General features: G+C 65.2%; 21 protein-coding genes. 16 read left to right on the top strand and 5 right to left on the bottom strand.

The features are described from left to right. The first annotated feature begins 2 nt into the window (after window positions 1–2). The 6 genes from hflC (at window position 3) to CS1GBM3_RS17945 (ending at window position 6,540) form a co-directional block, all read left to right on the top strand. A complete protein-coding gene (gene hflC / locus CS1GBM3_RS17970; protein ID WP_072396975.1) occupies window positions 3–890 on the top strand; it encodes a protease modulator HflC in 888 nt (295 codons plus the stop codon). Then, complete coding sequence (locus CS1GBM3_RS17965; protein WP_072396974.1) at window positions 887–1,072, top strand: DUF2065 domain-containing protein; 186 nt, start codon at window positions 887–889, stop codon at window positions 1,070–1,072. Before hflC ends, CS1GBM3_RS17965 begins: the two co-directional genes overlap by 4 nt. Window positions 1,073–1,284: 212 nt before the next feature. After that, complete coding sequence (locus CS1GBM3_RS17960) at window positions 1,285–2,772, top strand: Do family serine endopeptidase (RefSeq protein ID WP_072396973.1); 1,488 nt, start codon at window positions 1,285–1,287, stop codon at window positions 2,770–2,772. Window positions 2,773–2,850: 78 nt separating this feature from the next. Then, the gene (locus CS1GBM3_RS17955; RefSeq protein WP_072396972.1) at window positions 2,851–3,564 is read left to right on the top strand and encodes a phosphatidylserine decarboxylase; all 714 of its coding nucleotides are present in this window, start codon (window positions 2,851–2,853) and stop codon (window positions 3,562–3,564) included. 131 nt (window positions 3,565–3,695) lie between these two features. Further along, on the top strand, window positions 3,696–4,628 hold the full coding sequence (locus CS1GBM3_RS17950) for a CDP-alcohol phosphatidyltransferase family protein (RefSeq protein WP_072396971.1): 933 nt from the start codon (window positions 3,696–3,698) through the stop codon (window positions 4,626–4,628). Window positions 4,629–4,764: 136 nt separating this feature from the next. Further along, the gene (locus CS1GBM3_RS17945; RefSeq protein ID WP_072396970.1) at window positions 4,765–6,540 is read left to right on the top strand and encodes a hypothetical protein; all 1,776 of its coding nucleotides are present in this window, start codon (window positions 4,765–4,767) and stop codon (window positions 6,538–6,540) included. Window positions 6,541–6,554: 14 nt separating this feature from the next. Here the strand turns inward: CS1GBM3_RS17945 and CS1GBM3_RS17940 are convergent, their stop codons facing one another. Continuing rightward, window positions 6,555–8,765: an ATP-binding protein gene (locus tag CS1GBM3_RS17940; RefSeq protein WP_072396969.1), complete on the bottom strand. Its 2,211-nt coding sequence runs from the start codon at window positions 8,763–8,765 to the stop codon at window positions 6,555–6,557. A 14-nt stretch (window positions 8,766–8,779) separates the two neighbouring features. Further along, the gene (locus CS1GBM3_RS17935) at window positions 8,780–9,664 is read right to left on the bottom strand and encodes a sensor histidine kinase (RefSeq protein WP_072396968.1); all 885 of its coding nucleotides are present in this window, start codon (window positions 9,662–9,664) and stop codon (window positions 8,780–8,782) included. A 196-nt stretch (window positions 9,665–9,860) separates the two neighbouring features. Here CS1GBM3_RS17935 and CS1GBM3_RS17930 point away from each other — a divergent pair, with 196 nt between their 5' ends. Further along, the gene (locus CS1GBM3_RS17930; protein ID WP_072396967.1) at window positions 9,861–10,910 is read left to right on the top strand and encodes a type 2 periplasmic-binding domain-containing protein; all 1,050 of its coding nucleotides are present in this window, start codon (window positions 9,861–9,863) and stop codon (window positions 10,908–10,910) included. A gap of 54 nt (window positions 10,911–10,964) precedes the next feature. Here the strand turns inward: CS1GBM3_RS17930 and mscL are convergent, their stop codons facing one another. Then, complete coding sequence (gene mscL / locus CS1GBM3_RS17925) at window positions 10,965–11,363, bottom strand: large-conductance mechanosensitive channel protein MscL (protein WP_348533612.1); 399 nt, start codon at window positions 11,361–11,363, stop codon at window positions 10,965–10,967. 191 nt (window positions 11,364–11,554) lie between these two features. On the opposite strand from mscL, the gene CS1GBM3_RS17920 reads away from it, so the two are divergent. The 9 genes from CS1GBM3_RS17920 to CS1GBM3_RS17880 all read left to right on the top strand — a co-directional run bounded on the left by CS1GBM3_RS17920 (window position 11,555) and on the right by CS1GBM3_RS17880 (window position 23,309). After that, the gene (locus tag CS1GBM3_RS17920) at window positions 11,555–11,815 is read left to right on the top strand and encodes a DUF4212 domain-containing protein (protein ID WP_072396964.1); all 261 of its coding nucleotides are present in this window, start codon (window positions 11,555–11,557) and stop codon (window positions 11,813–11,815) included. 58 nt (window positions 11,816–11,873) lie between these two features. After that, window positions 11,874–13,700 carry a solute symporter family protein gene (locus CS1GBM3_RS17915; RefSeq protein WP_072396962.1) on the top strand — a complete coding sequence of 609 codons (1,827 nt, stop codon included), beginning with the start codon at window positions 11,874–11,876 and terminating at the stop codon, window positions 13,698–13,700. Between the two features lie 54 nt (window positions 13,701–13,754). Then, a complete protein-coding gene (gene pip / locus CS1GBM3_RS17910; RefSeq protein ID WP_072396961.1) occupies window positions 13,755–14,735 on the top strand; it encodes a prolyl aminopeptidase in 981 nt (326 codons plus the stop codon). A 128-nt stretch (window positions 14,736–14,863) separates the two neighbouring features. Then, window positions 14,864–15,499: a response regulator transcription factor gene (locus CS1GBM3_RS17905; protein WP_072397654.1), complete on the top strand. Its 636-nt coding sequence runs from the start codon at window positions 14,864–14,866 to the stop codon at window positions 15,497–15,499. Window positions 15,500–15,853: 354 nt separating this feature from the next. Beyond that, window positions 15,854–17,059, top strand: a complete 1,206-nt coding sequence (locus CS1GBM3_RS17900) for an aminotransferase class V-fold PLP-dependent enzyme (RefSeq protein WP_072396960.1) — start codon at window positions 15,854–15,856, stop codon at window positions 17,057–17,059. Window positions 17,060–17,194: 135 nt separating this feature from the next. Next, window positions 17,195–18,151, top strand: a complete 957-nt coding sequence (locus CS1GBM3_RS17895) for an HpcH/HpaI aldolase/citrate lyase family protein (RefSeq protein ID WP_072396959.1) — start codon at window positions 17,195–17,197, stop codon at window positions 18,149–18,151. Between the two features lie 41 nt (window positions 18,152–18,192). Further along, window positions 18,193–19,362, top strand: coding sequence for a malate--CoA ligase subunit beta (locus tag CS1GBM3_RS17890; RefSeq protein ID WP_072396958.1), 1,170 nt, complete (start codon window positions 18,193–18,195; stop codon window positions 19,360–19,362). An 11-nt stretch (window positions 19,363–19,373) separates the two neighbouring features. After that, complete coding sequence (gene sucD / locus CS1GBM3_RS17885) at window positions 19,374–20,270, top strand: succinate--CoA ligase subunit alpha (protein WP_072396957.1); 897 nt, start codon at window positions 19,374–19,376, stop codon at window positions 20,268–20,270. Between the two features lie 186 nt (window positions 20,271–20,456). Further along, window positions 20,457–23,309 (top strand): phosphoenolpyruvate carboxylase, encoded by a 2,853-nt coding sequence (locus tag CS1GBM3_RS17880; RefSeq protein WP_139247963.1) that lies wholly within the window; start codon window positions 20,457–20,459, stop codon window positions 23,307–23,309. A gap of 88 nt (window positions 23,310–23,397) precedes the next feature. Here the strand turns inward: CS1GBM3_RS17880 and CS1GBM3_RS17875 are convergent, their stop codons facing one another. Together CS1GBM3_RS17875 and CS1GBM3_RS17870 are read right to left on the bottom strand one after the other, a co-directional pair. After that, window positions 23,398–24,723, bottom strand: a complete 1,326-nt coding sequence (locus CS1GBM3_RS17875) for a TRAP transporter large permease (protein WP_072396955.1) — start codon at window positions 24,721–24,723, stop codon at window positions 23,398–23,400. Next, window positions 24,720–25,361 (bottom strand): TRAP transporter small permease, encoded by a 642-nt coding sequence (locus CS1GBM3_RS17870; RefSeq protein WP_072396954.1) that lies wholly within the window; start codon window positions 25,359–25,361, stop codon window positions 24,720–24,722. The genes CS1GBM3_RS17875 and CS1GBM3_RS17870 overlap by 4 nt, the downstream gene beginning before the upstream one ends. Window positions 25,362–25,480 lie beyond the last annotated feature (119 nt).

Raw genomic sequence — 25,480 nt, 5'->3', positions numbered from 1 at the left:
AGATGCGTGCCTTCCTCGCTTTCATCGTCGTTCTTCTCGGCGCCGCCGCGGTCGCCGTCTATGCCTCGGCGTTCATCGTGCACCAGAACGAGCAGGCGCTCGTGCTCGAGTTCGGTAAGCCGAAGCGCGTCGTGCAGCAGCCCGGCCTGCACTGGAAGCTGCCGCTCGTCGAGACTGTCGACATCTTCGACAAGCGCATTCTGGATCTCGATACGCAGGCGCAGGAGGTCACGGCCTCCGACCAGAAGCGTCTCATCGTCGATGCCTTTGCGCGCTACAAGATCGTCGACCCGCTGAAGTTCTATCAGACGCTGCGCCATGAGGGCGCAGTGCGCTCGCGCCTCGGCCCGATCGTCGAGTCGGCGCTCAGGCGCGCGCTCGGCGCATCCACGTTCCAAGACGTGGTGAAGGACAAGCGCGAGGCGCTGATGAAGCGTATTGCCACGAACGTCAACGAGGAGGGCAACGACTTCGGCCTCGAGGTCGTCGACGTGCGCATCAAGCGCGCCGACCTTCCGGACCAGAACCAGAAGAGCGTGTTCGAGCGCATGCGCGCCGAACGCCAGCGTGAGGCCGCAGAGTTCCGCGCTCAGGGCGTGGGCGAAGCTAATCGCATTACCGCGACCGCCGACCGCGAGGTCACGATCATCAAGGCGGAAGCGACGCGGAAGGGCGAGGAGTTGCGCGGTGAAGGCGAAGCCGAGCGCAACCGGATCTTCGCCGAGGCGTTCAACCGCGATGCCGGCTTCTTCGAGTTCTATCGCTCCATGCAGGCGTACGAGCAGGGCCTGAAGCCCGGCGACACGCGTCTCGTGATCTCGCCGGACTCAGACTTCTTCAAGTATTTCAGCGACCCCACGGGAACCGGAACCGCCGCGCCTAGACAATGAGCGATCTTTTCGTCGCCTTAGGACTGGTGCTCGTCATCGAAGGGCTGCTGTGGGCTCTGTCCCCGGCGCTCGGGCGCCGTCTCCTGGCGACGGCAGCGGCGACGCCCGACGACAGTCTGCGCAAAGCGGGCTGGGTGGCAGTCGCCGTCGGCGCGCTCGTGGTCTGGCTGGTGCGCGGGTGACAGACGGTTGGCGATCATTGGGCGGTGCGCGTCCCTTCGAACCGCCACGCGCCGGCCACGTTGACAGCCTACGGGCGATCTCACACTTTGGACGCGACTGGCGGGACTGCGCCCAGCTTTTGGCATGCAAACCACGGCCTCCCCGCGGAGGCCGGGGTTTGCGTGCCAGATCGACAGCATCCGACACGCGCATGGTCGGGAAGGAGCATCAGATGATCACGACACTCGGGCACCGCGCAACGGCCGGCACAGGCCGAGCGCTGGCTGCCGCTCTCGCAGCTCTCGTTCTTTCCGGACCAGGCATGGCAGACCGGGCCGCGGCGCAGGAGAACGGTCCGAAGTCGGTGGCGCCAATAGCCGAGAAGCTCATCGATGCCGTTGTCAACATCTCGACCAGCCAGATCGCCAAGGGCCCCGAAGGCGTACCGCTGCCGCAGGTTCCGAAGGGCTCGCCATTCGAGGATTTCTTCGAGGACTTCTTCAACAAGCGGGGCGGGCGCGTGCCGCCGGCGGACCGCAAGGTGTCCTCTCTCGGCTCCGGTTTCGTAATCGACGGCGTCGAGGGCCTTGTCGTCACCAACAACCACGTCATCGACGGCGCGGACGAGATTGTCGTCAACTTCCACGACGGCTCGAAGCTCAAGGTCGACAAAGTGCTCGGCCGTGACACCAAGACCGACCTCGCGTTGCTCAAGGTGACGCCGAAGAAGCCGCTCGTGTCGGTGGGCTTCGGCTCCTCCTCCAACCTCAAAGTGGGCGACTGGGTGATGGCCATCGGCAACCCGTTCGGTCTTGGAGGCTCGCTCACGGTCGGAATCATCTCGGCCAAGCAGCGCGACATCAACGCCGGGCCCTACGACGACTTCCTGCAGACGGACGCTGCGATCAACAAGGGCAACTCCGGCGGCCCGCTGTTCAACATGGAGGGCCAGGTCGTCGGCGTGAACACGGCGATCATCTCGCCGACCGGCGGCTCCATCGGCATCGGATTTGCCGTGCCCGCCGATACGGTCACGACGGTCATTGCGCAGCTTAAGGAGTTCGGTCAGGTCAAACGCGGCTGGCTCGGCGTCAAGATCCAGTCGATCAGCGAGGATATCGGCGAAAGCCTCGGCGTGCCGGAGAACACGGGCGCGCTCGTGGCCGGCGTGACGCCGGATTCGCCGGCGGCCAAAGGCGGCGTCGAGCCGGGCGACGTCATCCTCAAGTTCGACGGCAAGGCCGTCACGACCATGCGCGGGCTGCCGAAGCTCGTGGCACAGGCGCAGATCGGCAAACCGGTCGACGTCGAGGTGCTGAGGCAGGGGCAGAAGAAGATGCTTTCCATTACCGTCGGCATGCTGGAGGACGAGGAAGGTAAGCCTGAGCCGGCGCAGTCCGGCAAGGAGGAGCCATCGCAGCCGTCGACCACGCTGCTCGGCCTCGTGCTGGCACCGCTCACCGACGACTTGCGCGGTCGCTATGGGTTCGACGCCAAGGTGACCGGGGTGGTCGTCAACGAGATCGATCCTTCGAGCCCGGCCGCGTCCCGGAACATTCGTCCGGGAGATGTCATCACGGAGGCGCAGCAAGTGCCGGTGACGGACATCAAGGACATCGAGGCGGCGATCGAGAAGGTGAAGCGGGCCGGCGGCAAGAGCGTGCTGCTTCTGGTCGAGGATGCCAAAGGCGACACGCGGTTCGTGGCCATCCCGCTCTGAGAGGTCGCAGCGCGCAAAGCGTGCTATGATTGCCGCCGACCGAACTGCCCGCGCAAGGCATGCGCATAGGAGGACTGTTTGTCCGATCGTCATTCCCTGCTCGACACCATCGCCGACAGCCTGGCGCCCGTGCATCGCGACGGGCACAAGTTCGTTGCCATCGGCCTCGTCGTTACGTTGCTCCTGTTCCTGCTCTGGGCACCGCTCGGCTGGATCGCGGCGCTGATCACGGCGTGGATCATCTACTTCTTCCGCGATCCCGACCGGGTGACGCCGCTGCGCGAGGGGCTCATCCTGGCTCCGGCGGACGGCAAGATCTCGCTCATCGAGAAAGTGCGGCCGCCGGCGGAGCTCGGGCTCGGCGACGAGGAGCGCACGCGCATCTCGATCTTCCTGTCGGTATTCGATGTGCATATCCAGCGGGCGCCGTTGGCCGGACGAATCATCCGCTCGCTTTATATCCCCGGCGCTTTCCTCAACGCGGCGCTCGACAAGGCGTCGGAGGAGAACGAGCGGCGCTCGATCGTCATCGAGACGCCGACCGGAGTCAAAGTCGGAGTGGTACAGATCGCGGGCCTTGTCGCGCGGCGCATCGTGACGCTTGCGGCGGAGGGCGACAGCCTCGGCGTGGGCGAGCGGTTCGGCTTGATCCGCTTCGGCTCGCGCGTCGATACCTATCTGCCGGTCGGTGCTTTTCCGGCGGTCGCCGTCGGCCAGCGCGCCATCGGCGGCGAGACCGTGCTGTCGGACCTAAGGTCGACGGAACCGGAGCGCGAGGCGCGGCGGCATTAGTTTGGGCCAATGATTCACGCTTGGGACGATAGGGTCCGAAGCGATCATGGGCACTGATATTGACGGCCAATGATTCACGCTTCGGACGATAGGGTCCGAAGCGATCATGGCCGGGAACACGGAGGGCTCTCATGGACCCTGTCGTACCGGAACTCGAAGAGCACACGCGGCGACGCAGGCGGCGGCGCATGTTCAGCCACGCGCGCATCCCGGTGCGCATGATGGTGCCAAACTTCTTTACGCTTCTAGGCCTTTGCGCGGGATTGACCTCGATCCGCATGTCGATCGAAGGGCGCTACGATTTTGCGCTGGCTGCGATCGTGTTCGCGGCGCTGCTCGACGGCATCGACGGGCGAATCGCGCGGCTGCTCAAGGCCTCTTCACGCTTCGGCGCGGAGCTCGACAGCCTTGCAGACTTCGTCAATTTCGGCGTCGCGCCCGCGATCATGATCTTCACCTGGGGGCTGGGGGAGCACCGCAGCCTGGGCTGGATCGCGGTGATGCTGTTCGCGCTCGCCTCCGCACTGCGCCTCGCGCGCTTCAACACCCTGATCGACGATGAGCGGCCGCGATGGCAGTCGGACTTCTTCATGGGTGTGCCGACGCCGGCGGCGGCGATCATCGTGCTCTTGCCGATCTATCTGGCCAACCTCGGGCTCGATCTGCGCGCCTCACCGATCCTGCTCAATCTCGTGCTGGCTTACGTGATGGTGATCGGTCTAACGATGGTCTCCATGCTGCCGACGTACTCCGGCAAGCTGCTCGGCGAGCGCATCGGGCGCGATTGGGTTCTGCCGCTGTTCATCCTCTCCATGCTGGCGGTGGCGTGTCTCCTGACCTATCCCTATCCGACGCTGGCCATCGGCTCGATCGCCTACCTCGCGGCTCTGCCGTGGACCTGGCGGCGGTTCCGGGAGCTCGAGCGGCTGCACGGCGCCGCCGGTGCTCCCGCAGCGGCCGCGCCCGAGCCTGCGCCGGAGAGCGAGGCCACGCCGGACGACGCAGAGCGGACACCTGCCGGCCCTCGCCTGGTCGAGATCCGCCCCAACGACCAGAACCGATAAGATTTCCACGCTGAGCGTGGCGTAGCTGCTACGCTTCGACGCTCGCGCGCGGCTCATCTGAGCCCGTGGCAGGACAGCCTCTTCCTTTTCCCTTACATTTCCGGCCGCCGGGAGCATCGACTGGGGGTATCGCGTCATGGCCGAAGCCGCATCGAAGCCGTCCAAAGCATGGCGGCGCCGTCTCGACTATTTGCTGGGGCGCAACATGCTGATCGGCGTTGCCTCGCTGATGTTGCTGTTCATCTCCGGCTACGCCACCTGGCACGGCATGCGCGACTTCATCATCGGCGTGTCGGAGACGCCGACCGATCCCGGGTCCATGTCGATCCCCAACGACGTGCTCGTCGTTACAGTCGTCTTCGCGCTGACCTTCCTGATGTGGCTCTGCCTGCGCGAGACGTTCGGCGCAGGCCGCGACTTCGGCGACCGCGTCATCACCTTCATCCTCTATGCCTTCCTCGCGCTCTGGTCGATCGGCTTCGGCTACGGCTTCTGGTGGAGCCTGATCTCTGGTCAGGAAGCGACGCGCACGGGCCTCTCGGGGCTGCAGGAGGACGCACGCGACGCGAGCGCGGTGGTGGCGGCGCGGCTCGATGCGGTGCGCTCGCAGCTCGATAACGTCGTCTCGTGGTCCGAGAGCCAGATGGCACGCGAGGAGACGAGCGGCGGTAGCTGCGGTACGCCTTCAGGCGCGGGACGCGGCCCGCTCTACAATGCGCGGCGCGGCGTGCGGGACTCTGTTGCGACGCTGCGCGACGGCATGGTGCGGAGCTGGCTCGAGCCGGTGCAGGCGGAGGTCGAACAGCTTCGCCAAAGCGCACGGTCACTCGCAGGCTCGAGCGTCGAGGAGCGGCAGCGCAATTTCGAGACGATGGCCTCGCAGATCCGCGGCTCGGCGCGCAACATCGCAGCGCGCTCGAACGAGCTTGGAAAGTCGACCGCGGCGGAGATGCGTGCGCTCGCCGAGTCGGTCTCGGTGCCGCCGGGGCAGGCCGGGTTCTCGTGCTACGATCCGACGCTGGCGCAACGCCTTAATCAGGCGGCCGACCAAGCCGACCAACCGGCCGAGGTGACGCTGCGCGACGCGGCCTTCAGCGAAGGACCGGCGGGCGTCGCCAATGCGGTCAAGAACCTGTGGCGCAACATCGGCGCCTACGGCGGCGGGCTGATTTCCTACGTGTTCAGCGGCGGCGCAGAGCCCGCAGCACACACGGAGGCGGGCGATCCGATCACGGGCCGCGATCTGATCGCTCTGCTCGCTTCAATCGGCATCGATTTCGGGCTGCTCGTGCTCGCCATTCTCAACCCTCCGGCGCGGCGTCCCGAGATGGCCGGCGACAAGAAACGGCAAATTCAGGATGCGATTGCGACGGCCATTGCACGCGCACCGGACACCGACATCGAGTGGGTGCGCCGCCACTTCATTTACCACCGCACGCGCTCCTATCTCGTCATCCCGAACCTCTACAGTTGCGACACCGAGAAGGAGGGTGCGAAGGCGCTGGCCATGAACCAGCTCGCTGGCGTGCTCGACGATCTCGATCTCGTCGAGTGGCCGAAGCCGGGCTGGTTGAAGCTGACCAAGAGCGAGTTGCAGAGGCTCAAGGACGAAGAGGCGCTGCCGAGCGATACCGACCTGACAAAGATCCGGCAGGCTTGGCTGGAGGAGCACGGCAAGACCAGCGGGCCGGATGCCGAAACCCGCGACGCCGCCGTGCGCGATGCAGCGCCGTTGCGCAACCACGGTCTGTTCTCGAAGGCCGAGCGGGCACTGACCATCGCCGGGTGGAGCGAAGGAGCGCGTCGCGACATCGAGGTCTATCGTCTGGCCAACACCGAAGGACTGACGCCGATCCTCGACGTGCTCAACGGATGGAGCGACAGCGGCAAGCCGCGCACTGACGACGCCTAAGGTGAGCGTCCGGGTCAGCGCCTGACGGACGGCCTCAGCAATCGCTCGCGTAAGGCGAGGCGCGAATTAGACGACTCGGCAGCTTGCTGCGGCGGAGGTGGCTGTTCGCCCTCCGGTGCCGGCGGAGGAGCCGGGCGTGCCTCTGCGGCTGGCGCCGCGCGCGGGATCGGAGGCGGCGCGGCGGGATACGCCTCGGCAGAAGCAGCGTTGCGCGGTATCGGTGGTTGCATCGCGGGACGATGCAGTGGCGGCGGCGCGGGGCGCTGCGTGACAACAGGCTGCGGCTCATCGACCGGCTCAGGCGGCAGCGCGTTCCGCGACAGCGGCTGGGGCGTGCGGCGGCTCACGAACTCGCCCACCTCGCGCTCGATCGCGGCGCGGTCGATCGGTGCGCGCTCGAATGCGGGGGGTTCCGGCAGGGGTGGCACTTGCTCGGCCGTGGGCTTAGGCGCGGCGCGCTCGTCGATCTCCGGTTGCTCCGCGCGACGCGGCGTGCCCGCAGACGATGGCAGGTTGACGGCTTCGGCGAGCAACTGGGCCTGCGTTGCGGCATCGATCTGGCCGCAGACGCCGGCCGCGCGCCAGCGCTCCACCACGGACTCGAGGAAGCTCTCGTCGCCGAGCGACTCCTGCCAGCGCTCGGAGAATACTGCTGTCGTCGAACGCGGCAAGGCGTCGGCCGGCAGCTCGTCGAAACGGATGCGAACCGGGATCGGCACGCCGTCACCGAAGGCAATGGCCTCGCGGGCGCCAAGCGCCGGCAAGAACTCGACGAGGCCAGAGCCAGTGTCGGAGACGGCGGAGGCGACGATGGCCTGGTCACGGTCGTTCGACATGCGCAGCGCGAACACGGTGTTGCACTGGGAGAGGATCGTGGGATCGATCTCCGCGGGGCGTTGCGTGACGATGCAGAGCGAGGCACCGTATTTACGCCCTTCCTTTGCGATGCGCGCGATCGCACGCTTGCAGGGCTCGAAGCCCGTCTGCGGGTTCAGCGGCACGTAGCGGTGCGCTTCCTCGCACACAACAGTGATCGGGATCTTGCCCTCGCCCCACAGCGCGAAATCGAAGGCCATGCGGCAGAGCACGGAGACGACGACGTTGACGACCTCAGGCGGCAGGCCCGTCAGCTCGAGGATGGTGATCGGCTTGCCGTTGACGGGCACGCGGAAGATGCGCGACAGCACCTGCGTCATGCCGTCGTAAACTGTGACGGAACCGAACATGAAGGCGTAGCGGCTGTCCTGCGCAAACGTCTCGATGCGGGTTTTCAGCGCACGGTAGGGTGCGAGGTCCTTGCGGTTCTCGAGCCTGCCCATGCGCTCGTCGATCAGGCTCGTGAGGTCCGAGATGCGGTAAGGGACGGGCGTGTCGACCGTGAACTTACTGGCGTCGAGGCCGGGCTTGCGCAGCTTCTGCTGATCCTGGGCGGCGCGGCCGACGCTGTAGCGCGCCTTGGCCAGCGGGATCAGCTCCTGCAGGATCTCGATCTCCGCCTTGCGCTCGGGATCGCCGACCAGGACCTCGACCGCTTCCTCGAAGTTCAACAGCCAGAGCGGGAGCTGCAGGGTGCGCGGCGAGATCACCTCGGCGCGGGCGCCGAAGGCGGTCGCGTATTCATTGTGGGGATCGAGCAGCACGATATGCGCGTTGGGCGTCCGCTCGAGGATGGCGCGGAAGATCAGCGCCGTGGTGCAGGACTTGCCGGTGCCCGTGGTGCCGAGGATGGCGAAATGCTTGCCGAGCAACTCGTCGACCCGGATCATGGCCGGGATCGAAGACTCCTGGTGAATGGAGCCGATGCGTACCGTGTCCTGCTCGTTGCCCGTGTAAGTAAGCTGCAGCTCGTACTTGGTGGCGAAACGGACGCGGTCGCCGAGCGCGGGGTAGACGCTCGTGCCGCGATGGAAGCGGATCGGCTTGCCGTCGGGGCTCTTGCTCAGCTCTCCGACGAGACCGAGTTCGGCGATACGGATCTCCTGCTCGTTGCCGTGCGCGGGCAGCGGGACGCTCAAAGCAGAAACGGTGGCGAGCACCGTGGCATTGCCGGTGTCGATGGCGAGCAGCGTGCCCATCTCGGGACGGTCCGCCTTGTTGCGCGGATCGTTCTCGTGCGTGACGTCGAGCAACAGGATGGCCTTCGACCCAGTGACGGATGCGATGCGCCCGATCGAGCGCGGCAGGACATGGTATTGCGGCTCTTTCGGTGAAACGCCGGGCTGCATTTTCAAATCCAGTGTTAAAGTGGGACGCCTGTTCCGAACACCGCATCCCTCGCCTCGATGGGCGAGATCTGGTGCGCGGGCGGCAGTTTGACGGTAACGTCGGTTCCTTTGCCTTTGACGCTCGTGATCAAGAGCTCGCCGCCGTGCAACTCGACGAGCGACTTGGCGATGGTGAGCCCGAGCCCTGCGCCCTCTCGCCATCGCGAGCGGGCACGGTCGACCTGGCCGAACGGCGCCAGCGCGACGGCGATCTCCTCCTCAGTCATGCCGACGCCATTGTCGCGCACGGACACCATCACGCCGCCGTTGCCCTGCTCGAGCACCTCGACGATGACGGTGCCGCCCTTGGGCGTGAACTTCACGGCGTTGGAGATCAGGTTGTTGAAGATCTGGCTCAGCTTGGTGTCGTCGCCGCGCACGAGGGGCAGCGAGAAGGCGATGCGCGGAGACAGCTCGACCCCGGCTTCCGCCGCCGCTGGCGCGGCAGCCTCGAGGCAGTCGCGCAGCACGACGGCGATATCGACCTCGTAGGCGTCGATGGCGTAGGTGCCGCTCTGGATTTTCGAGATGTCGAGGATGTCGTTGACGACGGCCAGCAGGTGCTCGGCGGAGTCGTTGATCAGGCTCGCGTACTGGACGATCTCCTCGTCCGAGAGGCGGCGGCCGGCGTGCTCGCGCAGAAGCTTCGAGAAACCAAGAATGGTGTTGAGCGGCGTGCGCAGCTCATGGCTCATGTTGGCGATGAATTCGGATTTCACCCGGTTGGCGAGGTCCGCCTCGACGCGAGCCTGGCGCTCGGCCAAGCGCGTGCGCTGGCGCAGGACGGCATCTCCGATCAACGCGGAGTACTCCTGCAACAACTGGTTGGCCTTACCCTTGCTCTGTCCGCCTTTGCGCATGCCGATGGAACGCTGAAACTCACACTTCGCCCCCCGACCCTAGAGCCCATTGGATAAGACGTGGTTAATCTGCAACTTGCGCCTAATTGGGCACGGCGGGGCCCGGATTTGCTCAGGGGGCCGTTGTTTTCAGCACGGGGTTGGGCTTTGATGCGGCCTCGCTGGGGTGGGACATGAGGCGTGGGGAGAGCGCTCGATGGATCGTCGCGATTTCCTGATTACGGGCGGTGCGGCCGCAGTGGCGGCGGCGACGCCGGCGGCAGCCCAGGCTGCCGAGGCTCCGCCGCCCCGCATAAGACCCGACGCCGAGCGGCTGACGCTCGCCATGGCCTGGGCCGACGCGCCGAACGGGCCTGCCGACCGTGCGCACCGCCTTGCCCGCCGCTTCGAGGCGATGACGAACGGCCGCTACAGGATCGAGTTCGCGACGGCCGAACATGGGCCTGAAAGCGGCGCGGACCTCCTTCACGGGCCGGTGCACGATTTCGTGCCTCAGCATCCCGCCTTCAGCTATTTCGGGGGTCTGCCAGGGTCGGCTGCCCTCGTGGGGCAGGACCTCGCCCACTGGATCGCCATCGGCGGCGGCCAGATGCTGTGGGACGATCTGGCCGCAAGCCATGGGTGGAAGCCGCTACTCGCCGGCCATTCCGGAGACGTCCCGCCCCTCTGGTCGCGCGAGCCGATCATGGGCCTCGGGGATCTGGCTGGCCGGCGCCTTTCGGCGCCTGGGCTTGGCGCCGATGTCGCGCGCGGGCTTGGTGCAGAGGTCCATCCGGCGCTCGCGCCGCATGCGGCTGCCGCGGCGCTCCGTGACGGGTCCGTGGATGCCGTCGAGGCTGGCGACCTTACGAATAGCCTCGCTGCAGGCTTTGCGGACGCTGCCCGATATGCAACCGGGCAGGGCCTCAACAGCCGCGGCACGGCCTATGCCTTGAGCGTGCGGGCCTCGATCTGGGATCGTCTTCCCGACGCGGATAAGGCCATCCTGGCCGCCGCCGCCGCCGAGGAATATCAGCTCACCCTGGCCGCGGCGCGTGCGCACGCCGGCTTGGCCCGGCAAGTGCTGGAGGCACGCGGCGTTGTCTTTGCGCCTTGGCCGGCGGACATCGCAGAGGCGCTGGAGCGCGTGGCGGAGGCCACGATCGCGCACGTGGCCGCCCGGGACGCCACCGCCGCGCGGATCAACCAGAGCTACATGGCGTTCCGTGGCCTGATCTCCGGAAGTCTAGCATCGGCAGCCGTTTAGCGTGCCAGCACGGAAGCAATCCCGATTTGATCGCTTCCGCCCGCTGACCAATCGTTAGACCGCACCCGAGGGCTTGTCCTTCACTAGCGCGTCGCGGATCTCGCGCAGATAAACTTCGCTCGGCGAGGGTGCGGACGCCTCGGCAGGCTTCGGCTTGTGCAGCTTGTTGATGAGGCGGATCAGCAGGAAAATGGCGAGCGCGGTGATGAAGAACTTGAAAACTGCGTTGAGAAAGAGGCCGTATTTGATCTCCACTCCGTCGTCGGTGGGCGTCGGCAGCGTGATGGCCAGATCGCTGAAGTCGATGCCTGCGAGGATGTAGCCGATCGGCGGCATGATAATGTTCTCGACGAGGGTCGCGACAATCGGCGAGAACGCGGCGCCGATGATCACGCCCACGGCGAGGTCAATCACATTGCCCCGCATTGCAAATTCCTTGAATTCGGACACTATCGACATCGCAGGCCCCTTTCTTCGTTCCGACTCGCTCCGAGCCGTGAACGGAATGCTAGGGGACCCCTGGTCCGGTCGTAAACCGGCAATTGGCCGGCCGCGCAGGGCTCCGCCTCACTGGGACCACAACTGGACCGCACCACAACTCGACCGCACCTCTGGGCGGCCCAATCGGGGAGACAGACACCTTCATGATCGAACGGCGCGAGCGAAAGCCCTATTGGCGGCATACCAAGTGGCAGATGCTGGCAAGCCTGGTGCCGCTGCTCGCCGTCATCATCATCCTGCCGCTCTATGCGGATCAGCTCAACTCGAGCAGATTCATGGGTTTCCCGCTGGGCTACTTCCTGTGCCTGCACGGACTAGTGCTGATCTCCGTGATCACGGTGGCGAGCTTCGTCAATCGGCAGGATGCCATCGATCACTGGCATGGCGCGCATGAGGATGCTTGAGGGATCGGATGTCCGGCTATGCGCCGGACGTGGCGCGGGCGGCACGGAGAGCTGAGCCATGTCGTTCTCGCACCGAACGGGCTACGTCAATCCGCGGCTCGGCACCTATTTCGGAATCTTCATGAGCGCGTTTGCAGCGCTCGCGATGATGACGCTGATCTTCGAGGGGCTCGGCGTCAGCGACGATACGCTGCGGCTCACCATGTTCGCGGGCCCCATCGGGCTCTACGCTGCCATCGGCATTGCTTCATTCACCAACGAGCCGCTCGACTATTTCGCCTCCGGGCGGCGCGTGCCGGCGTTCTACACCGGTCTCGTGCTGGCGCAGACCGCCATCGGCGCAACCGGACTCGTGGCGCTCACGGGCGCCTTCTTCCTGATCGGCTTCGATGCACTTTGCATCGTGATCGGCGGGCTTGCGGGCTTCGTCGTGATGGCGGTGCTGCTGGCGCCTTTCTTCCGCAAGTTCGGGGCTTTCACTGTGCCGAGCTATCTCGGCAAGCGTTTTGACAGCCGCGCGCTGCGGCTCACGGCGGCGGGCATTCTCGCGGTGCCAATGCTGCTCGTCCTGGCTGCCGAGCTTCGCATTGGCGCCCACGCCATCGCGTGGTTCTATCCGATTTCGCAGTCGCTCGCGGTCATGATGCTGGTTGCGGTGGTCGTGCTCACGCTGGCAGCCGGCGGCATGCGCTCGCTCGCGTGGTCGTCGTCGGCGCAGAGCATCGCGGCGCTGCTGGCGCTGCTCGTGCCGGTCGCGATCGTGGCCGTGATCGTCACCAACCTGCCGCTGCCGCAGCTCTCGGCCGGGCCGGTTCTGCGCACCGTCGGACGTGCCGAGGCGGCGCAGGGCCTGCCCATCATCCTGCCGCCGATGCTCGCGTTCGACATGCCGGGTGAAGGGCTGTCGCCGATCGCCAAACGCTATTCCGACGCGTTCGGCAGCGTCGGGCCGCTGGCGTTCATCATCGTGACGCTCTCTCTGCTTGCGGGCGTCGCGAGCGCGCCTTGGCTGCTGCCGCGCGTCGCCGGCACGCCCGGCGTCTACGAAGCGCGCAAGTCGCTCGGCTGGGCAACGCTGCTGTTCGGCATCGCCATGCTGACCATCGGATCGGTCGCGATCTTCATGCGCGACTACCTGACCGACATCGTGACGGTCGCGGGAACAGTGCGCTTTCCGCAGTGGTTCGAGACGCTGCAGACGCAGGGCATCCTAGCGGTGAACGCGGACGGCGGGCGACCGACACTCTCGAGCTTCAGCGTCAGCCGCGACGACGTTCTACTCAGCCTGCCGGTGGTGGCGGAGATGCCGGCGGCGGTCGTCTATCTCGCGGCCGGCGGCGTCGTGGCCGCCGCGCTGGCGACAGCGGGCGCAGTGGCCATCGCGCTCGGCAACATCCTTTCCGAAGACATCGTCAACGGCCTGACGTGGCTGCCGACAAAATCCACGTCCCGCTTGATCGTCGCACGCCTCGCGCTCGGCGCCGCGGCGGCGCTGGCCGGTTTTCTCGCCATTGTGGCTCCCACCGATCCGCTCGAGCTGCTTCTGTGGGCCATTGCGCTCACCGGCGCCTCGACGTTCCCGGTCCTCGTGCTGTCGATCTGGTGGAAGCGGCTCAACGAGTTCGGCGCCACTGCCGGAATCCTGACCGGCTTCTGCGTCACCGTGCTCGCCATCATCGCGGGTGAAGCGGGGCTCACGGGAACCGACGGCGCATTGGCCGCGGCGATCGGGTTGCCGGCCGGCGCCGTGGCGGCGATCGCGGTCGCGCTGGCCACGCCTGCCCCGCCGCGCAACCTTCTCGAGCTCGTGCGCGATATCCGCGTACCCGGCGGCGAAATTCTCTACGATCGCGAAATGCGCCAGCTGCGGAGGCGCAAGATCTAACAGCCTGCCGCTGCACGCCAAGCCCGCGCGAACGCGAAACCCTTCTGGAAGCCCATGTCGTCACGAGATCGTCTCACTGCCTATCCAGCGCGCGAACCTTACAACGAGGGCTTCCTCGATACGGGCGACGGGCATTCCCTCTATTACGCGGAGTGCGGCAATCCGGCGGGTGCACCAGCGCTCGTCGTGCACGGCGGGCCAGGCGGCGGCTGCAACCCCGCCATGCGGCGCTTCCACGATCCCCGCCACTACCGCATCGTGCTTTTCGACCAGCGCGGGTGCGGCCGCTCTCTGCCCAATGCCGCGATCGAGAACAACACGACCTGGCACCTCGTCGCGGATATGGAGCGACTGCGCCATCACCTCGGCATCGAAAGCTGGCAGCTGTTCGGCGGGTCGTGGGGCTCGACGCTCTCGCTGGCCTACGCGGTGACGCACCCGGAGCGGGTCAGCTCGATGGTGCTGCGCGGCATATTCCTCCTACGCCGGAGCGAACTCGCCTGGTTCTACCAGGGCGGGGCGAGCGCACTCTTTCCGGAAGCATGGGAGGCATTCGAGCGCGTGATCCCGCCAGAGGAGCGCGGCGACATGATCGGCGCCTACTACAAGCGCCTCATCGATCCCGATCCTAAGGTGCATATGCCAGCCGCCGAGGCCTGGAGCGTGTGGGAGGGCACAACGCTGTCGCTGATCGAGGATCCGGTGCGCGTGCGCTCGTTCGCCAATCCGGGCTATGCGCTGGCGTTCGCGCGCATCGAAAGCCACTATTTCGTCAACCATGGCTTCTTCAACGCCGACGGGGCGCTGCTGCGCGAAGCACACCGCCTGGCCGATATTCCCGGCGTCATCGTGCATGGGCGCTATGACGTCGTGACGCCGGTGCGCAATGCCTGGGACCTCAAGAAGGTGTGGCCATCCGCCGAGTTGCGCATCGTCCCCGACGCAGGGCATGCCATGACAGAGCCTGGCATCATCCACGAGCTGGTGCGCGCTTCGTCGTATTTTCGCGATCAGGGAACGGCGCGGGCCAGCTAGCTCCTGTTCGCCATCTCATGCGATCGGACTGGCTTGGCAGGCTTCCGGGACGCATAACGTTGCTATCGGAGCGGTGGCTGCCCGCCCCGAGCCGTCGCCGTTTTTCGTTGGACATACATATCGGTTTTATGACGAGAGAGACCCACCGCACGATTGCAATTGCCGACAAGAACCCCGTGGTACGCACGGGGCTCGTCGACATCATCGCGCGCGACGGACGCTTCCTCGTCACCGCCGCCGTCCCGACCGGTGCGGCGTTCCTGGAACTGATCGAAGCGAATGCGGTCGATATCGCAGTCATCGGCTGGGCAATGCCGGACATGACGGGTGGCGATATTCTTGCCGAGCTCAAGAAGCGGCGAAGCCAAGTGCGCACCATCGTCTACACGGGCGAGCCCGGTGTCGACGTCGTGCGGCGCAGCATCAAGGCCGGCGCCTGGGGTTTCATGTCGAAGAGCGACGAGCCGGAGGTGCTGCTCGAGACGATCTCCTCCGTGTCGCACGGGCGCGTGTCGTTTCCCTATGTGGACATCGAGGCGGCGAGCAAGGATCCGCTCGATGTCCTCACCGTGCGCGAGCGGGAGCTTCTGGCGGCGCTGGCCGCAGGCTGGTCGAACCTGCAAATTGCAGCGCGCATCGGCATATCCCGCAACACGGTCAAATATCACCTCAAGAACCTCTATGATAAGCTCCAGGTGAACAATCGGGCCATGGCCGTGGCGCTGTTCATGAGCCAACATCAGGCCCAGCGGGATCAGCGCTGACCCGCACCATTTTCTCTCGAATTTGCCGCAGGGTGGGTAGGGCGAAACTACCCAACTGGGCAATTCCCACCGCAAGCGCCAGCGCCCATAAGGCTACCCAGGAGATTTCTGCCGTTGCCCTTCGGGGTGTTGTGCACGGTTAAGGGCCCTGTTTAGGTGTTGGCCGCCGATTGGCGTTCAATTCCGCATCCCATGATCGTGTCCGGGGGGACCTTCAAAGGTGACAGGCAAGTTTCAGGCTCTCGTGGACGAGCGCCTTTTGCGAGCAGTCACGGCAGTTTCGGCTGACGCTGCGTGGTCGAGACGCTAAGGTCGAGGCAAGAAACTCAAAATGTTGCACTGGAGGAGACGCACATGACCAATATGGTGAAGCCGCACCTGTTTATCCCCGGCCCGACCAATATTCCCGAGGCCGTTCGCATGGCCATGAATCTCCCCATGGAGGACATGCGCAGTCCTGAGTTTCCGAAGTTCACGCTGCCGATCTTCGAGGACCTGAAGAAGGTCTTCAAGATGAAGGACGGGCGCGTGTTCATCTTCCCGTCTTCGGGCACGGGGGCCTGGGAATCGGCGATCACCAACACGCTCGCCGTCGGCGATAAGGTTCTGATGAGCCGCTTCGGTCAGTTCTCGCTGCTCTGGGTCGACATGGCCGAGCGTCTCGGCCTCAAGGTCGAGCTTTGCGACGAGGAGTGGGGCACGGGCGTGCCGCTTGAGAAGTACGCCGACATCCTCGCCAAGGACACGAACCACGAGATTAAGGCCGTGTTCGCCACGCACAACGAGACGGCGACTGGCGTTTCCTCCGACATTGCAGGCGTGCGCAAGGCTCTCGATGCCGCCAAGCATCCGGCGCTCTTGTTCGTCGACGGCGTGTCGTCGGTCGGCTCGCTCGACATGCGCATGGGTGAGTGGGGTGTTGACGCTTGCGTGTCCGGCTCGCAGAAGGGCTTCATGCTGCCGACCGGCCTTGGCATCCTCGCCGTCAGCCAGAAGGCTCTCGACGCCAACAAGAGCCTCAACGGCCGCATGAACCGTTGTTTCTTCTCCTGGGAAGATATGATCAAGACCAACGATCTTGGTTTCTTCCCCTATACGCCCGCGACCCAGCTCATCCGCGGCCTGCGCGCTTCGCTCGACCTCATCTTCGCCGAGGGTCTCGACAACGTCATCGCCCGCCACACGCGCCTCGCCTCGGGCGTGCGCGCTGCCGTCGATGCCTGGGGCCTCAAGCTCTGCGCGAAGGAGCCGAAGTGGCATTCCGACACGGTGTCGGCGATCCTCGTGCCTGAGGGCTTCGATGCCAACGACGTCCTGAAGACGGCCTACTATCGCTACAACACCTCGCTCGGCACCGGCCTCAACAAGGTCGCCGGCAAGGTGTTCCGCATCGGCCATCTCGGCGCACTCGACGAGGGCATGATCGGCGGCGTTCTGTTCAACGTCGAGATGGCGCTCAAGGATGTCGGCGTGCCGATCAAGTTCGGCTCGGGCACGGGCGCGGCTGCCGAGTATTTCAGCAAGACGGCGACGAAGCCTGCGCTGTCGAAGGCTGCTTAACTTTCAGGGCGGTGTCTCAAACAGGCGCCGCCCTATCTCATTTCCCTAGGATTCGCTCGGGTGCCCGCGGCCGACCGGTTACGGACAAAGCCCGAAATGTCTCAAGAAACGCATTAGAGCTGAGGAAACGTACCGATGAGCTTCACCCTCTATCCGACCCGGAAGCAGCGTCTGCAGCGCTCGTATCTCGCCGTTCCGGGCTCGAATCCGACAATGATCGACCGCGCTCACAAGAGCGCCGCCGACTACGTGTTCCTCGACTGCGAGGACGCGGTTGCGCCGCCGGAGAAGGAGCAAGCCCGTAAGAACATCATCCAGGCGCTGAACGATCTTGACTGGAAGGGCGCCGGCAAGAGCGTATCGGTCCGCATCAACGGCCTCGACACGCACTACATGTACCGCGACGTCGTCGACATCGTGGAGCAGGCTGGCGCAAAGCTCGACACGATCCTGATCCCGAAGGTCGGCGTGCCTGCCGACGTCTACGCCGTCGAGACCATCGTCAGCCAGATCGAGGTCGCCAAGAACCTGCCGCACCAGATCGGCACGGAAGCTCTCATCGAGACGCCGCTCGGCATGGCGAACGTCGAGGCCATCGCCTCCGCCAACAGCCGCCTCGAGTCGATGCACTTCGGCGTTGCCGACTACTCGGCCTTTAACAAGGCGCGCACGGTTGTCATCGGCGGCCTCAACCCCGACTATCCGGGCGACCAGTGGCACTTCCCGCTGTCGCGCATGACGGTTGCCTGCCGCGCCTTCGGCTTGCGTCCGATCGACGGTCCGTTCGGCGGCATCGACGATCCGGAGGGCTACAAGGCCGCTGCTCGCCGTGGCGCTGCGCTCGGCATGGAGGGCAAGTGGGCCATCCATCCGTCGCAGATCGAGCTTGCCAACGAGATCTACTCCCCGACGGCGAAGGAAGTGGAGCGCGCCGAGCGCATTCTCGTTGCGCTCAAGGAAGCCGAAGCCCAGGGCAAGGGTGCTGCCTCGCTCGATGGAAAGATGATCGACGCGGCTTCCGAGAAGATGGCGAAGAACCTCATTGCCACGGCGGCTGCCATCAAGGCCGCTGAGGCTGCACGGGCCAAATAAGAAGAAAGACGAGGAAACAGCGTTCCCCCAAGGAGGTCCACATGGACATTCACGAGTACCAGGCCAAGGAGCTTCTCGCGAAGTTCGGCGTGCCCGTCCCACGTGGCGGGCTCGCCTACAGCCCCGAGCAGGCGGTCTACCGTGCGCACGAGCTCGGCGGCCAGAAGTGGGTGGTCAAGGCGCAGGTCCATTCGGGCGCGCGCGGCAAGGCGGGCGGCATCAAGGTGTGCAGCTCGGAGAATGAGGTCGAAACCGCATCGGAAGGCTTGCTCGGCAAGAAGCTCGTCACCATCCAGACGGGCCCTGCCGGTAAGCTCGTGTCGCGCCTGTATGTCGAGGAAGCGACCGACATCGACAAGGAGATCTACCTCTCCTTCGTCATGGATCGCGCGGCCGAGCGCATCGTTGTCGTGTCGTCGGCTGCCGGCGGCATGGACATCGAGGAGATCTCGCACAGCCAGCCCGATACCATCATCAAGGTCGAGGTCGACCCCGCCGTCGGCATGCAGGCGTTCCAAGCACGCGAGGTCGCGTTCGGGCTCGGCGTCGATCCGGACCTGATCGGCAAGCTCGAGCGCGTGATCCTCGGCTCCTACCGCGCCTTCCGCGACCTCGATGCGGCGATGCTCGAGATCAATCCGCTCGTCATCACCAAGCAGAAGACCATCCTGGCGCTCGACGCCAAGATGAGCTTCGACGAGAACGCGCTGTTCCGCCGCCCGCAGATCGCGGAGCTCCGCGACAAGAGCCAGGAAGACCCGCGTGAGACCTACGCCAACGACCGCGGCCTCTCCTACGTGGGCCTCGATGGCGACATCGGCTGCATCGTGAACGGCGCGGGCCTCGCCATGGCCACGCTCGACATGATCAAGCTCGCCGGCGGCGAACCTGCGAACTTCCTCGACATCGGCGGCGGCGCAAGCCCCGAGCGCGTGACGAAGTCGTTCAAAGCGGTGCTGCGCGACAAGAACGTCAAGGCGATCCTCGTCAACGTGTTCGCCGGCATCAACCGCTGTGACTGGGTGGCGAAGGGTGTCGTCGACGCCATCAAAGAGCTCGAGATCAAGGTTCCGATTATCGTGCGCCTTGCCGGCACCAACGTCGAGGAAGGCCGTAAGATCATCGACCAGAGCGGCCTCACAATGATCAGCGCCGAAACGCTGGCGGATGCGGCCAACAAGGCCGTAGCGGCAGCCAAAAAAGCCGCGTAAGGAGGAAACCAATGGCCATTTTCATCAATGAGAACACGCCGATCCTCGTACAGGGCTTCACGGGCCGCATCGGCACGTTCCACGCGCAGGAGATGATCGACTACGGTACCAATGTGGTCGGCGGCGTGACCCCCGGCAAGGGCGGCACCACGCATCTCGGCCGCCCGGTGTTCAACACCATGAAGGGCGCCGTGGACGAAACCAAAGCCGAGGCTTCCATCGTGTTCGTGCCGCCGCCGTTCGCGGCGGACGCGATCATGGAGGCCGCGGATGCGGGCATCAAATACTGCGTCTGCATCACCGACGGCATCCCCACGCAGGACATGATCCGCGTCAAGCGCTACATGCGGCGCTACAAGAAAGAGAACCGCATGATCCTGACCGGGCCGAACTGCGCCGGCACGATCTCGCCCGGCAAGGCCATGCTCGGTATCATGCCCGGGCACATCTACTCGCCGGGCCGCGTCGGCATCGTCGGCCGTTCCGGCACGCTGGGCTACGAGGCTGCCTCGCAGCTCAAGGCGCTCGGCATCGGCGTATCAACCTCGGTCGGCATCGGCGGTGACCCGATCAACGGTTCGTCGTTCAAGGATGTGCTCGAGCACTTCGCCGAGGATCCGGAGACCGACGCCGTGATGATGATCGGCGAGATCGGCGGACCGCAGGAGGCGGAAGCCGGTCATTACATCCGCGACCACTTCAAGAAGCCGGTCGTCGCCTACATCGCGGGCCTCTCGGCGCCCAAGGGGCGGCGCATGGGGCATGCCGGTGCCATCGTGTCGGCGTTCGGCGAGTCGGCCTCTGAGAAGGTCGACATCCTCAAGGACTGCGGTGTCGCGATCGCGCCCACGCCGTCCGAGATGGGTGCCACCGTTCAGAAGGTCCTCGCCGCCCGCAAGGCGGCCTAGAGGCCCTTCCCTCTTACGCGCGGCCGGGGCCGAAAGGCCCCATCGCAGCGCAAAGGTTCGGACCGGCTCTGCGCCCGATGGCAGGGGCGGTCCGACGACCCGGCGGCCTCGCGGCCGCCGGGCCCCTTTTGGGACAGGGGCTTTTCTGCGATGAGCCCGTGACGAGAGGCCATTGAGGAGACAAGAATGTCGAAGAAGTCGGCGCCCGTCAGCAAACGGCTAGACGAGACCGAGCTCCGCGCCGAGCTCAGGGCCCTTCGTGCGCAGATCCCTGATCAACCGACGCTGAACCCGATTGCTCATGTTGCGTTCAATCTGTCGCGCCGCCTTGAATCCGGCGAGATCACCTTCGAGGACGTGAAGGAGCTGGCGACGCAGCTCATGGACAGCGCGTGTGTGCATCGCGCGCTGCTGCTCAAGGAGCAGATCGGCGTCGAGAGCGAGGAAGCGACGCGGCAGGAGTTCTCGGAGTTCATTGCGCGGCAGATCGCCGGAATTAACCCCGATGATTTTGAGGCCTTCAAGGCGCGGTTCTCTCGCGCGCGCAACGGCATCGTTTTCACCGCGCATCCGACGTTCGGGCTCTCGGAAGCCCTTTCGGACCGCATGGCCGAGATTGCGATTGCCGGCACCGCCAAAGGGCGGAGCATCGGCCTTCCGCACCGCCCCGATCCAGACCTGACGCTCGACTACGAGCACCGGCGCGTGCAGAGCGCCATCCACAATCTGCGAGATGCGTATTCGGACCTGCTCGCCGATTTCTTCGCCGCCGCGCACTCAACGTTCGGCGACCGCGTCTTCAAGGCGGATCCACAATTGACCACGTTCGCCTCGTGGGTCGGCTACGATCTCGATGGGCGTACGGACATCAAGTGGACGTTCTCGTTCCTGGTGCGCCTCAAAGAGAAGCAGGCGGCGCTCGCCGACATCCGAGAGCGGTTCCTGGCGATCAAGGACGGGCTCGGAGAGGACTCCGAGATGGTGCGCCTGGTGCGTCAGGTCACGGGCAAGCTGGACCTCGCGATTGCCGCCGCGGACTCGCACATCGAGGCGTTACAGAAGGTGGGCAAGGACGGCTTCACGCTGGCGCATGCGGCGAACATCATCACGCGGGCCGACGGACACAATCTGACCAGTGCGGAGCCCATTCTGTCGCTGCTCGATCAGGTGCTCGAGGCAACCGACAGCAAGACGTCGAAGATCGCGGTCGCGTCCCTCGCCGGTCTTCTGCGCGCCACGGGATTGGGCACGAGCCATATCCACGTGCGCGTCAACGCCGTGCAGATCAACAACGCCTTCCGCGCCTTCGTGCACGAGAGTTGGACGCGCGACCTTACCGAGCGTCAGGCGCTGTCGCGCATCGTCGAAATGATCCATTCGGTGAAGCCCGAGACGGTCAATTTCGAGACGCTCGACCTCGAGAATGCGACGGCCATCCGCCAGTTCGCGCTCGCCGCGCAGATCGTCAAGCATATCGATAGCGAGGCGCCGATCCGTTACCTGATCGCCGAGTGCGAGAGCCCGGCGACGATGCTGATCGCGCTCTACTTCGCCAAGCTGTTCGGCGTCTCCGAGGTCGTCGACATTTCGCCGTTGTTCGAGACGCCGGAAGCGCTCGAGACGGGACCGCGCCTCATCGAGCGGCTCTTGGCAGAGAAGGCTTATCGCGAGTACGTGACGAAGCGCGGCCGTATCGCCGTGCAGACGGGCTATTCGGACGCCGGGCGTTTCATCGGCCAGATCGCGGCAGGGCTCGCGCACGAGCGCCTGCATCACGGGCTGGCTGAGGTCGTACGCAAGGCGAAGCTCAAGAACGTTGAGACGCTGATCTTCTCGACGCACGGCGAGAGCATGGGACGCGGTGCGCATCCGGGTCCTTTGCGTCGGCGGCTACGCTACGTATTTCCCGGTGAATCTCGCTGGCGCTTCTTCCGCGCGGGGCTGCCGGTCAAGCACGAGACGAGCTTCCAGGGTGGCGACGGGTACCTGTTCTTCGCGAACCGTGCGTTCTCGCAACGCGCGCTCGCGACGATCATCATGAGCGGCAAGGACCCCGGCGAGGGCGAGGATCCATTCTACACGGATCACAACCTCGTGCTCGACTTCCAGCTCAGGCTGCGCGAATACCAGCAGCATCTCTTCGCGCACCCTGGTTATCGGGCGCTGCTCGGCGCATTCGGCACCAATCTTCTGTTCAAGACCGGCTCGCGGCCGGCCAAGCGACAGGGCGATCACTACTCGGATCGTGGCGACCCCGCGCGCATGCGCGCTATCCCGAACAACGCCATTTTGCAACAGTTCGGCTACGTGGCCAACGTCGTTGCAGGGCTCGGCGCGGCCGTCGGCAGCGAACGCGAGCGCTTCATCGAGATGGCCAAGCAGTCGCAACGACTGAGGCCGCTGATCGAGATGATCGCGCGAGCAAAGCAACTTTCGAGCCTCAACGCCGTTGGGGCCAACGCCATCATCTTCGATGCCGGGTTCTGGGCACAGCGCGCGTCGTGGGGACGCGAGCCGCATCTCGACGGCGCGTTCAAGTTCCTCGCCGAGCATCTGCTCGACGACGACCGGGCCGGAAAGATCATCGGGCTTGCGCATTTCCTGCGCCTCGATGCCATCGAGTTGCACGGCATTCTGGAAGAGATCGGTGTCGAGGGCGGCAAGATTCCGGACGACCACCGGCTGGAGCTCGACCTCCTGCAGGCGATCCGCACGGCGCTCATCATGCGCATCTTCATCCTCACGGCGCAGCTTCCGCGCTTCACGCCGACCAACGAGGTGACGCATGCAGAGATCATCGGACGCGCGCTCGGGCTCGAGATCCCCGATGTGATCAAGGTCGTACGGCAGGCCTTCCCGCGCCGCGTCGACGATCCGCACGACGACGACTCCTTCCAGGAGGAGGCGAGCTATCTGCCCAAGGGGATCGACGATTACGGCCGCATCGAGACCGAGATCCTCGATCCGATGGAGCAGGCTTACGAGCTCGTGCGCGAGATCGGAACCGGCATCTCGCACCATTGGGGGGCGTTCGGCTGAGGCTCGGTCGGAGCTAGCCCTACGAAACCAGGCGCCCGGCTTCCCGAGTCGGGCGCTTTTCATATCAGGGCGCCCTGACCTGCGTCTTTCACATCATGCCGAGCCAGCGTGGCAGGCCAAGCGAGAGACCCGGCCAGTAGGTCACGACCATCAAGAAGCCGAGCATGGTGAGCAGCCACGGCATCACGGCGACCGCGAGGCTCGTGAGGCCCATCCGCGAGACCCCACTTGCGACGTATAGGTTCAGGCCGACCGGAGGCGTGATCATGCCGACCTCCATGTTCACGACCATGATGATGCCGAAGTGAACCGGGTCGATGCCGAGCTTGACTGCGACGGGGAACAGGATCGGCGCCAGGATCAGCGTCACCGAGGCGGGCTCCATCACGCTGCCCGCCACCAGGAGCACGACGTTGACGACGATGAGGAACGTGATCGGTCCAAAGCCTTGAGCGATGAGCCAATCGGCCATGGCTTGCGGAATCTGCTCGTGCGTTAGCAGGAACGTGAATAGCACGGCGTTGGTGATGATGTAGAGCAGCATGGCGCTCATGCTGGCTGCAGAGAGCAGCACGCGCGGCACGTCCGTCAACTTCAGATCCTTGTAGATGAAGACAGCGACGATAAAGGCGTAGACGGCGCTGACTGCTGCTGCTTCCGTCGGCGTGAAGACGCCGCCGTAGATGCCGCCCATGACGATCACGATCAGCGCCAAACCCCAGAAGCAATCGAAAAAGGCCGCGAAGGCCTCGCTCCATGGCTGGCGCTCGTTTTTGGGATAGTTGCGGCGACGTGCGACCCACACCGTGGTCAGTGCAAGCAGCGCCCCCAGAATGATGCCCGGCACGACACCGGCCATGAAGAGGTCACCGACGGACGCAGAATGAACGCGCTCCCCGGCCGGGCCTTCTGCCATCATTCCGGCCGTCGCGACCGAATAGAGGACCATGACGATCGACGGCGGGATCAGGATGCCGAGGACGCCGCCAGAAGCAACAACGCCCGCTGAGAAGCTCTTCGGATAGCCCTGCGCGACCATGGCCGGAATCATGATCGAGCCGATGGCGACGACGGTGGCTGGCGAGGAGCCTGAAACCGCCGCAAAGATCGCGCACGCGACCGCTGCCGCGAGCGCGAGCCCACCAGGCCAGTGACCGCTCATGGCGGTGGCGAGGCGGATCATGCGCTTGGCGACGCCGCCGTGCGTGAGGAATGTGCCGGCAAGAACGAAGAACGGCACGCACATCAGCTCGAAGCTTTCGATGCCGGTGAAGAGTTTCAGGGCAACAGCATCGAGCGGCACGTCCGTCAGAACGAATAGTACGAACAGGACCGTGAGCCCCAGCGCGATCGAGACCGGCATGCCGACGAGCAGCAGGGCCACCAGAACGAGGAAGATAAAAAGGGCGGTCATCGCTCGCCTCCCGCCGGAGGCGGCGTTTCGATGCCCTCAACCGCGCCTGGGTCGTGATGGGGACGCTCGCCGGTCTGCCAGAAGTGCCAGGCAACCTCAAGGAATCGGAAGCACATCAGATAGGAGCCGAGCGGGACCGCGAGGTACACGATCCACATCGGCACCTCGAGCACTGCGGACGTTTGACCGGTCGAGGCGATGTGCCAAACGAGGTGGGCGCCGAGCGTACCGACAATGACGGTGAACAGAGCTCCTGCGAGGAGCCCGGCGACGATCATGGCTCGCTTCCATTCGCCGGTTAGCCGCTCGACCAAGATGTCGACGCCGACGTGAATGCCGGTGCGCACGCCGTAGGCGGCGCCGAACTTCGCCATCCAGACGATCATGAAGATGCACAGCTCCTGCGCCCAGGTGAGCCGCACGTAGGCGATGGCGAAGAACAGGCTGCGGGTGAAGCTGGTCAGCCAGGGGATATCTTCGGCGCGTGACCAACGATAGACGGATGCGACACCCGACAGGCCGTAACGCTGCACGATGGCAACGAAAATCACCAACGTCGCTGCGGCGAGCAGCGTCGCGATGATGATTTCCTCGAGCGAATCCAGAATGCGCGCGGCCTTCGAGCGCGATGCCTCCATCGGTCCTTCCCCGCCGCCGCAGGCTCCAAGGCCTGGCGCTTCATGGTTCTTTTCTTGGCTATCGCACGGAGCGCGCTCGCCGTCACGTATCTCTGCGCACTGCGGATGCCCTTAGGTAG

This window comes from Hyphomicrobium sp. CS1GBMeth3 (assembly GCF_900117455.1).
Taxonomy (GTDB): domain Bacteria; phylum Pseudomonadota; class Alphaproteobacteria; order Rhizobiales; family Hyphomicrobiaceae; genus Hyphomicrobium_C.
Note: the sequence above shows the minus strand (reverse complement) of the source record. Positions and strands in the feature narration are given on the sequence as shown.

What these genes read in the sequence shown, in the direction of transcription:
- hflC (WP_072396975.1), top strand. Translation starts at nt 3, where the DNA reads ATGCGTGCCTTCCTCGCTTTCATCGTCGTTCTTCTCGGCGCCGCCGCG.
- CS1GBM3_RS17965 (WP_072396974.1), top strand. Translation starts at nt 887, where the DNA reads ATGAGCGATCTTTTCGTCGCCTTAGGACTGGTGCTCGTCATCGAAGGG.
- CS1GBM3_RS17960 (WP_072396973.1), top strand. Translation starts at nt 1,285, where the DNA reads ATGATCACGACACTCGGGCACCGCGCAACGGCCGGCACAGGCCGAGCG.
- CS1GBM3_RS17950 (WP_072396971.1), top strand. Translation starts at nt 3,696, where the DNA reads ATGGACCCTGTCGTACCGGAACTCGAAGAGCACACGCGGCGACGCAGG.
- CS1GBM3_RS17945 (WP_072396970.1), top strand. Translation starts at nt 4,765, where the DNA reads ATGGCCGAAGCCGCATCGAAGCCGTCCAAAGCATGGCGGCGCCGTCTC.
- CS1GBM3_RS17940 (WP_072396969.1), bottom strand. Translation starts at nt 8,765, where the DNA reads ATGCAGCCCGGCGTTTCACCGAAAGAGCCGCAATACCATGTCCTGCCG.
- CS1GBM3_RS17935 (WP_072396968.1), bottom strand. Translation starts at nt 9,664, where the DNA reads ATGCGCAAAGGCGGACAGAGCAAGGGTAAGGCCAACCAGTTGTTGCAG.
- CS1GBM3_RS17930 (WP_072396967.1), top strand. Translation starts at nt 9,861, where the DNA reads ATGGATCGTCGCGATTTCCTGATTACGGGCGGTGCGGCCGCAGTGGCG.
- CS1GBM3_RS17920 (WP_072396964.1), top strand. Translation starts at nt 11,555, where the DNA reads ATGATCGAACGGCGCGAGCGAAAGCCCTATTGGCGGCATACCAAGTGG.
- CS1GBM3_RS17915 (WP_072396962.1), top strand. Translation starts at nt 11,874, where the DNA reads ATGTCGTTCTCGCACCGAACGGGCTACGTCAATCCGCGGCTCGGCACC.
- pip (WP_072396961.1), top strand. Translation starts at nt 13,755, where the DNA reads ATGTCGTCACGAGATCGTCTCACTGCCTATCCAGCGCGCGAACCTTAC.
- CS1GBM3_RS17905 (WP_072397654.1), top strand. Translation starts at nt 14,864, where the DNA reads ATGACGAGAGAGACCCACCGCACGATTGCAATTGCCGACAAGAACCCC.
- CS1GBM3_RS17900 (WP_072396960.1), top strand. Translation starts at nt 15,854, where the DNA reads ATGACCAATATGGTGAAGCCGCACCTGTTTATCCCCGGCCCGACCAAT.
- CS1GBM3_RS17895 (WP_072396959.1), top strand. Translation starts at nt 17,195, where the DNA reads ATGAGCTTCACCCTCTATCCGACCCGGAAGCAGCGTCTGCAGCGCTCG.
- CS1GBM3_RS17890 (WP_072396958.1), top strand. Translation starts at nt 18,193, where the DNA reads ATGGACATTCACGAGTACCAGGCCAAGGAGCTTCTCGCGAAGTTCGGC.
- sucD (WP_072396957.1), top strand. Translation starts at nt 19,374, where the DNA reads ATGGCCATTTTCATCAATGAGAACACGCCGATCCTCGTACAGGGCTTC.
- CS1GBM3_RS17880 (WP_139247963.1), top strand. Translation starts at nt 20,457, where the DNA reads ATGTCGAAGAAGTCGGCGCCCGTCAGCAAACGGCTAGACGAGACCGAG.
- CS1GBM3_RS17875 (WP_072396955.1), bottom strand. Translation starts at nt 24,723, where the DNA reads ATGACCGCCCTTTTTATCTTCCTCGTTCTGGTGGCCCTGCTGCTCGTC.
- CS1GBM3_RS17870 (WP_072396954.1), bottom strand. Translation starts at nt 25,361, where the DNA reads ATGGAGGCATCGCGCTCGAAGGCCGCGCGCATTCTGGATTCGCTCGAG.